Origin of the sequence: Labrys sp. LIt4 (assembly GCF_017813775.1) — a bacterium.
Taxonomy (GTDB): domain Bacteria; phylum Pseudomonadota; class Alphaproteobacteria; order Rhizobiales; family Labraceae; genus Labrys; species Labrys okinawensis_A.
On the sequence record NZ_JAGIPY010000057.1, the window covers coordinates 1 to 551 of the forward strand.

Consider the following 551-nt stretch of genomic DNA (forward strand, 5'->3'; position numbering starts at 1 on the left):
CCGCTGGTATAGCCCGAGACATGCGAGGCGATGTGCATGACATGCTTGGCGGCGACCGAGCCGGCCGAACCGCCCTCATGCTCGAACCAGAAGAACAGCCCGTCCTCCTCCAGCCGGCGCAGGAGATAGGCAAGGTCCGTCTCGTTATACTGCACCGAATAATGCTGGGGCTTGGGCTCGGGGATGACGCCCGAGGTCACCGGCGCGATCAGCTTGTGCTCGGACAACAGCGTGCGGGCGACGTCGAGCGAGCTCTTGTCCTGCCAGATCCGGCAATCCGAGCGCTGGCTCATCAGCCAGTGCTGGGGCCGGATCTCGAGGCTGTAGGCCCTGAGGCCCCGCGTCACCGGCGGCCCCTCGACCAGGCGCACCACCAGCCCGTTCCAGGTGCGCCGCTCGCCCTGGCCGAGCTCGAGGGAGACGTCGACCAGCTTGCCGACGATCTCGTTCGGCTTGATGTCCGTCTTCTTGGACCGCACCGCGACATGGAGCGTGAACAGGTCGTTCACCGCCTCGCGCATCTCCGCACGTTCGGGCAGCAGCACGTCGGC

1 protein-coding gene is annotated in these 551 nt (G+C 66.8%); it reads right to left on the reverse strand.

Annotated elements, in window-relative coordinates:
* Positions 1-551: contractile injection system protein, VgrG/Pvc8 family (locus J8I29_RS29675; protein ID WP_209434427.1), on the reverse strand; the 551-nt coding region annotated here is incomplete at both ends.